The sequence below is a fragment of the Lactococcus sp. UBA7128 genome, from assembly GCF_002492185.1.
GTDB lineage: Bacteria > Bacillota > Bacilli > Lactobacillales > Streptococcaceae > Lactococcus > Lactococcus muris.
Window position 1 is genome coordinate 1 of sequence record NZ_DKXK01000090.1, and the last position, 8,114, is coordinate 8,114.

Genomic DNA, 8,114 nt, shown 5'->3' on the forward strand with positions numbered 1-8,114 from the left:
GGTGGTGGCTTCGAACTCGTGCTCTAGTAGGGCATTCTTGGGTTATCCTCCATAGAGGACATGGACAAGACTTAAGCGGGGCCCTTAATGGAGGACATACATCACAGGGCGCAAATACTGGTGGAGGGTCCCGCCCCGCCCTCATCATCAACCAATCGAACTAAAGACAAACTTACCAAACAAAAAATCACTCAAACTGGCATTCTTATGTGCCAAATTTGAGTGATTTTTTAAGATAAAGCTATTGATACAGCTGCCTTAACGTGTTAAGCTTGACTAAGCTTTGCCATCGCTGCTGAGTTTCAGAGGCTTTTCAGCTTACCACGGAATTCATCAATGGACCGATAACCTTTTTCATCCATGATTTCCTGTAATTCTTTACTAATTCGCGCAAAAATTCCGGGTCCCTCTTTGTGGAGAGCTGTTCCGATTTGGAGCATGGTTGCACCACAGAGCAGGTGTTCAAAGGCATCACGCCCTGTTTCAATACCGCCTGTCCCGATGATTTGAATTTCTGGTTTAAGCCGTGTATAGAAAGCACGAACATTAGCGAGGGCAGTAGGTTTGATGTATTGTCCTCCCAGACCCCCAAAACCATTTTTAGGCTTGATGACAACGGCTTCCTCTTTAGAATCGATGAATAGAGCATTGCCGATACTATTGACAGAATTCACATAAGTGAGAGGGAATTTGTTAAGGATATCAGCCATTTGGTCAAAATGCACCAAGTCAAAATAAGGAGGAAGCTTAACGCCAAGTGGTTTTTTAAAGAAGATGAAAACTTTTTTGAGAAGGTCTTCGGTAGCCTGAAAGTCATAAGCCATCTGAGGCTTTCCTGGAACATTTGGACATGAAAGGTTAAGTTCAGTAATTCCGGAAAAAGCACTGTCTTGAATAAGTTTCAACATCTCGATATTTTCTTCTTGGCTCATCCCCGCAATAGAGAAAAAGAGTGGTGTTTCTTGATGCTTTTGTTGTCCTAAAGCATAGTCTAGATAATAGTGAAAACCTAGATTAGGCAACCCCATCGAGTTAATGCTTCCAAGGGCTAAGTCAACATAACGCGGCGATGGATTTCCCTCTCTTTTTTCTAGAGTTGAACTTTTCGTGATATATGCCCCAGCCTCAGATTTTTCCAAGTCTTTCAACTCCTCAATAGTCATACAATGCACACCAGAAGCATTCATAAAAGGATTGGAAAATTTAGCATGAGCAAAAATTGTTTCTTGTTTCAAATCACTAAACCTCTTTCATAATTTTTACTATTCTATCATGATTAGCCGAGAAATTAAATGATTAAGTCTAAACAGCTGGAAAAAACTTATTTCTCTTTGCTTTTCTACTAATATGTGTTACTGTATAGTTGTATTAGTTAATACAGATTAGACAGGGGTGAAAATGGAAAAGAATACAGAGATGCTGAAAGGCGTTTTAGAAGGGTGTGTATTACAAATCATTAGCCAAGGGGAGACCTATGGTTATGAGATTACCCAGAGATTAAAAGAGCATGGCTTTGTCGATGTAGTTGAAGGGACAGTTTATACCATAACTTCTAGACTTGAACGTCAAAAACTATTAGAAACAGAAAAGAAAGTTTCAGATAAGGGACCGGCACGGAAGTTCTTCAGGATCAATGAGGCAGGAAGGCAAGAGCTGGCTGCTTTTTGGACGAGGTGGGATTTTCTTTCAGAAAAACTTGCGGAAATAAGGAGGGACAGATGAATTTTTGGGATAGAGTAACAGGAAGAGATATGACTCTTGCTCAAGCGGATTTTGAAAAAAGAGTAGCTTATTTGCCAGAAAGCTATCGGATTATGTGGGCTGAACTAGAACCAAATATCCAAAGATACAGTGCTTTGACAGGGAGAAATCTTATCCCGATCATGTCGAGTTTGCTGGACTTCTTTGAAGAGACGGCATCTGACTATGCAGACGTTTCAGCTGTGATTGGTGAAGACAAGGAGGCTTTTGTTGCAGAACTCTTTGACCAGCGTAAGCCTATACCTTACATGTCCTACCGTGACAAGTGTCGTGAACAGCTTAACCGTAACGTGTTCAAAAAGCTAGGAAGGGACTAAGATGAGTTTTCAGGAAATGAGAGATGGAAAAAAGGAATGGCGTATCTTGCAAGCGGCTGTAAAAACTTTGCCAAAAGACTATTACATCGTCTATCGAGAAATACAAAAATATTTTTTCAAAATTGGTGTTACAGATACTCAGGTTTTTCGTGAACTGCTGGAGATTTTTGAAGATGGAGTACTGAGAGAGGTAGACATTTTGCAAGTGACCGGAAGGGACATTGCTGCTTTCAGTGACAGTTTACTCAGACAGGATGACCTTTGTGAAAAATAAAGAAGGCAAATCTCATGAAAAGAGAAACGTTTCACAGGTGTACAAGAAGACACTGGTGAGCGTTTTTTCTATGGTGGCGGAAATCTGAAAAATAAGAAAATGGAATTACATTAATTAGTGCGATTCCATAAATCTGGAGCTACCGATAATACTACCTGTGTTTCAGTGAACAGCTGGAAAGCAGGAACAAAAGCATGTTTTGGGTTTAATACAATGCAAGAGTTTGAAAAAATTGAACCAGCTCCTGAACTCCTACTCCTGATTGGAGGATTTGAGGAAGAAGAAGTTCTGCTGGCTACATTAATGCTCCAGCAGATTTTTATTCCCCTTGCTATTCCGACAGGGCGGTGTTATAATAAAACTAAATAAAAAGGACTTGCGCTAACAAGTCCCGTGTAGCCGTATTAAGAACGGTAGCAAAGTTAACGTAAAATAACGTCACTCGCTAAAGTTGGACGTTATTTTTTTATCGTTTTTATTTATCACTGTAATCATTAATAACGCAAGTGCAATCATCAATGAGAGTGTTTCATATATCGACAAAATTTGTCGCCTTTCTGTATTGTGAGGTTATCGCCTACAATTTTTCATAAGCATCACCTCCAGTTAGGCTACCGTCCATAAACTTCTACTGGGCTATTATATCATATTAGTCACTCTTTCAAAATACGTTACAGTATGATTACAGCACAAAAAAAGACCTCGATAAATCGAAGCTATCCGCCTGATAAGGTTGTTATTTTGACTGTCATTTGATTCATTCTTATCCGGGCTTATTCCTGTGACTATTGCAAGAAGCAGAGGATATAAGGCTCTATTACCTCATATTGTCTTTCATTCTGACTATAGGGGAGTTTTTTAATTGTTGCTTTCATAATGTAGTTATAAATGAAAGGGTAGTATTGGCTCCCTTTGCAGAGTCGCCTTATCTCTTGGAGGCGGCTTAGAGGCGGCGAGAAAGACAAAAAAAAACGAGAATATTTCCCGTTTTTTCTTTATCCATTCATAAATAGACCAGTCTCTATTTGAGAGTCATTGAAGAAGTATTTTGTTTAAATTTTTAATAACTCGCTTAAGGGGCAATACGTTTACGGTTCGCCTTTTTACGGTTTTCTTGGACAAATTCCCATTTGCGCTCTATAGGATCAATACGACGTTTTTTATAAATGACACCAGCAGCCACTAAAGCTGCAAGAGTAACGACCTTACCGGCAACAAAACCGGCAACAAAATTTTTATTCATAATATATACCTCCAAGAGTGATTATTAGCGCGCTAGACGTTTTCTTCTGGCACGCTTTTGATTTTCAACAACGACATCTTTTTTTAGATTGGGATGCATTTCAGCATCAATCAATCCTTTATGTTTAGCAAACATCACAGCCGTTCCAGCTACTGTGATTTCAATAGCTTTTCCGATAAGATAGCCCTTAAGATATTTATTCATCCTTTTCTCCTCCTATGTTTGTCAATCATGATGATACTTTTAGAAATGTATAAGTTTATTATAACACTTGTAAGCTTCTAAGCCCAGTATTTTAAGCTGCTGCATATGTAAAACAGACGAAATATTTGAAAGTATTAAAAATTATTGTTATCTTAAAAAGAGGAGCATCAGAGTGCAGAGGGGGAGGGGAAGAGAGCATGAAAAAGAAGTGGTTATGGTTAGGTCTGCTTTTGCCTATTTTCGGAATTATTATTGGAGTGATGTCGGAAAAAGTGGGGGATAAAGAATCTAAAGCGAAGACTCCGTCAGTTAATACCTATATAAAAAGTGTAACCTTAAAAGATTTTAGCATTGAGGTGAAGTCCGAAAATAAAGAGCAACAAATTTTGGTAAATTATCCTAAAACTAAAAGTAAGAAAATCAATCAAAAATTAGAAAGTTTTTTAAGCAGTGAGCTTTCAGCTTTTAAAAGAGCTACCCTTGAAAATAATCCAAAAGAGAAAGGAAGTTTCTTTCAGTCTTTTGAAACTTATGAGTTATCCCCTGATATCGTGAGTTTTAAGTTTAATGTGATGCGAAAAAACAGTCCGCTGCTGCAAACAGAAAGTCAAGTCATTACGAAAACCTATGATTTAAAAGAAGAAAAAGAATTACAAATCTCAGATCTGCTTAAAGAAAAAGAGGATCTGCAAAGTATTTCTAAGTATATTTATGACAAATTTTCAAAGGAGCAGCGTTATTCCACACAAAAGGCAAAGGCGGTTTTACAAAGCGGATTAAAGGCTGTTGAGCAAAATTTTAATACCTTTGTTTTGAATAATAATTCTTTAGTTTTCTATTTTGCCCCGCATCAGATAAACAGGGATACCAAGAACTATGTACAGGTTTCCCTTCCACTTCGTGAGCTTGGAGAAGTTGTGACTCCCCGAATCTTAGTAGAGCATTTGAAGGAGGAAGCGGAGAAATCAAAAGTAAAAATTCCTTCTGCTCGACAGGTTAGAAATAAACAGCTTGCCAGCAAGAAGCTCGTTGCTTTAACTTTTGATGATGGGCCAGATCCACAAACTACGCCGCGCTTGCTCTCTATTTTGAAAAAAGAAAATGTGCCCGCAACATTTTTTATACTTGGTAATCGTCTTGCGCTTTATCCGGAAATAGTGAAGCAGGAGTATAAGTTGGGACATCAAGTAGGTTCTCATACTTTTAATCATCTGAACCTTCCGCAACTTCCCATGAAAGAGGTTCAGGAGGAAATCAAAAATACAGCAGATTTAGTCCAAAAGACTCTCGGTATTGCCCCACAAGGCTTACGTCCGCCCTATGGAGCAACAACGCCTGAAATCAATGCGCAAGCACAAACACCAATCATTCAATGGAGTGTGGATTCTTTAGATTGGAAGAGTAAAAATGCAGACCAGATAGAACAGGTTGTGATGAATGAAGTCTATGACGGCTCCATCATTCTCATGCATGATATTTACGATAGCTCTGTTGATGGGGCAGAAAAAGTAATCAAGAAACTAAAAAGGCAGGGCTATACTTTCGTCACAGTAAATCAACTGATTGAAGCGCGTGGAAAGCTCGAAAATTCTCAAGTTTACTTTAATGCAACGAGATAAAATTTTACCTCAATTTTTTGAGGTTTTTTATATCGAAAAATAATTCCCGAAGTCAAAAATGCTATATGCTATAATAGAAAGAAACAGTAGAAAAGTAAAAGTATGAAGAAAAAGAAAGTTTTAGTGGTTGTGGGTCCTACAGCCGTGGGAAAAACAGCTCTGGGGATCCAGTTGGCTCAGAAATTTGGAGGGGAGATAATCTCAGGAGATTCGCAGCAAGTTTATCGGGGACTGGATATTGGAACAGCTAAGGCGAGTCCAGAAGAGCAGGCTGCTGTGGTGCATCATTTGATTGATGTACGTGATGTAGATGAGAGCTATTCTGCCTTTGACTTTGTCCAAGAAGCAACACAAAGTATTGAACAAATTATTGAAGCAGGAAAAGTCCCCATAATAGTAGGAGGAACAGGACTTTATATTCAGAGTCTTCTTGAGGGATATCATCTGGGAGGGCAGGCACATCATGAGGAAATGATGACATTACGTAAAAATCTAGAGGCGCTGTCTGATGAAGAACTCTTTGCGCGCGTGACACAAGAGATTCCAGAGCTCAATCGGAGAAGGGCAGTGCGTTTTCTAGAATTAGAAGCTTTCGGTACAGGTGAAAATCAGAAACCGGACTATGAATTTTCTATCCTCGGCCTCAGTAGTGAACGGTCAGAGCTTTACGCGCGGATTAATAGCCGAGTAGACCAAATGATGGACGAAGGGCTTCTTCAGGAAGCCAAATTTTTATTTGAGGGCTATCCAGATGTCCAAGCAGCTAAGGGGATCGGCTATAAGGAGTTTTTCCCCTATTTTGCAGGAGAATGTTCACTTATGGAAGCGGTGGAGCTTGTGAAAAGAAATTCACGAAGATATGCTAAGCGTCAGCTGACTTGGTTTCGTAACCGTATGAATGTTGATTTTTATGATGTGTTATCAATGGATTATCCGGAAAATGCTATAATGTGTGCAAAAGAATTTTTAAATATGGAGGAAAGAAGTGAAAAATAAGGAATATATTGATTTAGGCTTGAAATACGGTGGCTATATGGCTCAGGATAGGGTTTTTCTAGAAAATCGTTTAGAGAGCCTGACTGACGAAAAGGAAAAAATGCTTTTGGTAACACCGCCTTCAAGTGTTATCAATGCCTATTTTGCAGAGCTTTATCAAAAACGTTCTCCTCAGGATGCGACCAAGTATTTCTTTGCGCTATCTCGTGACTTAGCGATGTTTCAAACGCAACCGAATTTTCATTTGGAGGGAAAAGAAGGGACGGAAAACTTCCGTTTTGTGCGTCTGAATATATCAGGAAAATCCTTTGGCTTTTGTTACCGCAATGCTCAAGAGGAAGCACTTGTTTTCAGTGAATTTCCGCTTAAGATGACCACACAGATTGTTTATGAAATTGCGCAAATTTTTCCTCACTATGTTTTAGAGCAGGAAAACGAATACTTGGTTATGAAGAAAGCTGATTTTAAGGGGAGATTTACAGATGTGCATGAGCTCTCAGACTTGACAACAGCAGATGAAAATGAAAACTATATTCGTTTGACAGGCTATAATTTTGAAGATTTGCTTTTGCAGGCTGAAAAAATCGGTTATCTTAAGCCCCTTCTTTATCAAGCGGAGAAAAACAAATGTTACATGTATATCTCTAAAGGATTTTGATTGGAATATTCTGAAAAATGAGGTATAATTAGGGGAGAGAACTAAAGTAGGGAGAGTTTTTATGTTAACAGTTTCGCTTATCATCGTTGCGGTTTTCTTCATCATATTCTTGGTGAGTGTAAGTACATTATTTTATGTTATTAAGCAGCAAACGGTAGCAATCATCGAACGTTTTGGGAAGTATCAAAAAACGTCTTCCGCAGGTTTTCATATAAAATTGCCTTGGGGAATTGACCGCGTTGCTGCCCGCATCCAGTTGCGCTTATTGCAAAATGAAATGACCATGGAAACCAAGACAAAAGACAATGTCTTTGTCACGATGAATGTTGCTACACAATATCGTGTTAATGAAGAAAACATTAAAGATGCTTACTATAAGCTGATGAATCCTGCGGAACAGATTCAAGCTTATATTGAAGATGCTCTTCGCTCCGCTGTGCCTAGGTTGACTCTGGATGAAGTCTTTGAGAAAAAAGATGAGATTGCTTTGGAAGTACAACATCAGGTTGCAGAAGAAATGACTACCTATGGGTATATCATCGTTAAAACACTCATCACTCGTGTAGAACCTGATGCAGAGGTTAAGCAATCCATGAACGAAATCAATGCTGCACAACGTAAACAGGATGCTTCACAAATGCTTGCTAACGCAGAGAAGATCAAGATTGTTACCTCAGCGGAAGCGGAAGCAGAAAAAGATCGTTTGCGTGGTGTGGGTATTGCAGAGCAGCGTAAGGCCATCGTTGATGGACTTGCCCAACAAATCATTGAAATTAAAAACACAGGTGCAAGTTTAACGGAGGATCAAATCATGTCGATTCTCTTGACGAACCAGTATCTGGACACTCTCAACCAGTTTGCGAATGGCGGTAATTCGACGATTTTCTTACCAGCTAGCGCGGACGGTATTGAGGACCTTCGCACACAAATCTTGAGTGCCTTAAAGGCCAAATAAAATTTGATAATAGAGAAAAGAAGCTCCTTCTGGGGCTTCTTTTCTTCATGTCTAAAGCCAAGTCCCCAGCCAAACCACCCACCCTTT

The 8,114-nt window shown here is 39.2% G+C and carries 12 protein-coding genes; 8 read left to right on the forward strand and 4 right to left on the reverse strand.

The genetic code is table 11. The annotated features are described in order from the left end of the window. Nucleotides 1-302: 302 nt before the first annotated feature. Complete coding sequence (locus B4H39_RS09875) at nt 303-1,235, reverse strand: dihydroorotate oxidase (protein ID WP_202231589.1); 933 nt, start codon at nt 1,233-1,235, stop codon at nt 303-305. Between the two features lie 163 nt (nt 1,236-1,398). Here B4H39_RS09875 and B4H39_RS09880 point away from each other — a divergent pair, with 163 nt between their 5' ends. The 4 genes from B4H39_RS09880 to B4H39_RS09895 all read left to right on the forward strand — a co-directional run bounded on the left by B4H39_RS09880 (nt 1,399) and on the right by B4H39_RS09895 (nt 2,721). After that, the gene (locus B4H39_RS09880; protein WP_202231588.1) at nt 1,399-1,722 is read left to right on the forward strand and encodes a PadR family transcriptional regulator; all 324 of its coding nucleotides are present in this window, start codon (nt 1,399-1,401) and stop codon (nt 1,720-1,722) included. Further along, nucleotides 1,719-2,078: a DUF1048 domain-containing protein gene (locus B4H39_RS09885; protein WP_251423935.1), complete on the forward strand. Its 360-nt coding sequence runs from the start codon at nt 1,719-1,721 to the stop codon at nt 2,076-2,078. The genes B4H39_RS09880 and B4H39_RS09885 overlap by 4 nt, the downstream gene beginning before the upstream one ends. A 1-nt stretch (nt 2,079) precedes the next feature. Then, a complete protein-coding gene (locus B4H39_RS09890) occupies nt 2,080-2,352 on the forward strand; it encodes a DUF1048 domain-containing protein (protein ID WP_202231586.1) in 273 nt (90 codons plus the stop codon). 165 nt (nt 2,353-2,517) lie between these two features. Then, the gene (locus B4H39_RS09895; RefSeq protein WP_251423940.1) at nt 2,518-2,721 is read left to right on the forward strand and encodes a hypothetical protein; all 204 of its coding nucleotides are present in this window, start codon (nt 2,518-2,520) and stop codon (nt 2,719-2,721) included. 69 nt (nt 2,722-2,790) lie between these two features. Here B4H39_RS09895 and B4H39_RS10260 read toward each other — a convergent pair whose 3' ends face one another. The 3 genes from B4H39_RS10260 to B4H39_RS09905 all read right to left on the reverse strand — a co-directional run bounded on the left by B4H39_RS10260 (nt 2,791) and on the right by B4H39_RS09905 (nt 3,799). After that, nucleotides 2,791-2,895 (reverse strand): putative holin-like toxin, encoded by a 105-nt coding sequence (locus B4H39_RS10260; protein ID WP_338147191.1) that lies wholly within the window; start codon nt 2,893-2,895, stop codon nt 2,791-2,793. A 529-nt stretch (nt 2,896-3,424) separates the two neighbouring features. Next, the gene (locus B4H39_RS09900) at nt 3,425-3,595 is read right to left on the reverse strand and encodes a DUF3042 family protein (protein ID WP_251423944.1); all 171 of its coding nucleotides are present in this window, start codon (nt 3,593-3,595) and stop codon (nt 3,425-3,427) included. Between the two features lie 24 nt (nt 3,596-3,619). After that, nucleotides 3,620-3,799, reverse strand: coding sequence for a DUF3042 family protein (locus B4H39_RS09905; protein WP_202231583.1), 180 nt, complete (start codon nt 3,797-3,799; stop codon nt 3,620-3,622). A gap of 197 nt (nt 3,800-3,996) precedes the next feature. On the opposite strand from B4H39_RS09905, the gene B4H39_RS09910 reads away from it, so the two are divergent. The 4 genes from B4H39_RS09910 to B4H39_RS09925 all read left to right on the forward strand — a co-directional run bounded on the left by B4H39_RS09910 (nt 3,997) and on the right by B4H39_RS09925 (nt 8,027). Continuing rightward, on the forward strand, nt 3,997-5,418 hold the full coding sequence (locus B4H39_RS09910; RefSeq protein WP_251423947.1) for a polysaccharide deacetylase family protein: 1,422 nt from the start codon (nt 3,997-3,999) through the stop codon (nt 5,416-5,418). A gap of 102 nt (nt 5,419-5,520) precedes the next feature. Then, a complete protein-coding gene (miaA, locus tag B4H39_RS09915) occupies nt 5,521-6,414 on the forward strand; it encodes a tRNA (adenosine(37)-N6)-dimethylallyltransferase MiaA (protein WP_251423950.1) in 894 nt (297 codons plus the stop codon). After that, the gene (locus tag B4H39_RS09920) at nt 6,404-7,072 is read left to right on the forward strand and encodes a hypothetical protein (RefSeq protein ID WP_202231580.1); all 669 of its coding nucleotides are present in this window, start codon (nt 6,404-6,406) and stop codon (nt 7,070-7,072) included. Before miaA ends, B4H39_RS09920 begins: the two co-directional genes overlap by 11 nt. A gap of 61 nt (nt 7,073-7,133) precedes the next feature. Next, nucleotides 7,134-8,027: an SPFH domain-containing protein gene (locus B4H39_RS09925; protein ID WP_202231579.1), complete on the forward strand. Its 894-nt coding sequence runs from the start codon at nt 7,134-7,136 to the stop codon at nt 8,025-8,027. Nucleotides 8,028-8,114: the final 87 nt, after the last annotated feature.

Bases quoted from the DNA above. Each gene is read 5' to 3' on its own strand.
- B4H39_RS09880 (WP_202231588.1), top strand. From the start codon at position 1,399: ATGGAAAAGAATACAGAGATGCTGAAAGGCGTTTTAGAAGGGTGTGTA.
- B4H39_RS09885 (WP_251423935.1), top strand. From the start codon at position 1,719: ATGAATTTTTGGGATAGAGTAACAGGAAGAGATATGACTCTTGCTCAA.
- B4H39_RS09890 (WP_202231586.1), top strand. From the start codon at position 2,080: ATGAGTTTTCAGGAAATGAGAGATGGAAAAAAGGAATGGCGTATCTTG.
- B4H39_RS09900 (WP_251423944.1), bottom strand. From the start codon at position 3,595: ATGAATAAAAATTTTGTTGCCGGTTTTGTTGCCGGTAAGGTCGTTACT.
- B4H39_RS09905 (WP_202231583.1), bottom strand. From the start codon at position 3,799: ATGAATAAATATCTTAAGGGCTATCTTATCGGAAAAGCTATTGAAATC.
- B4H39_RS09910 (WP_251423947.1), top strand. From the start codon at position 3,997: ATGAAAAAGAAGTGGTTATGGTTAGGTCTGCTTTTGCCTATTTTCGGA.
- miaA (WP_251423950.1), top strand. From the start codon at position 5,521: ATGAAGAAAAAGAAAGTTTTAGTGGTTGTGGGTCCTACAGCCGTGGGA.
- B4H39_RS09925 (WP_202231579.1), top strand. From the start codon at position 7,134: ATGTTAACAGTTTCGCTTATCATCGTTGCGGTTTTCTTCATCATATTC.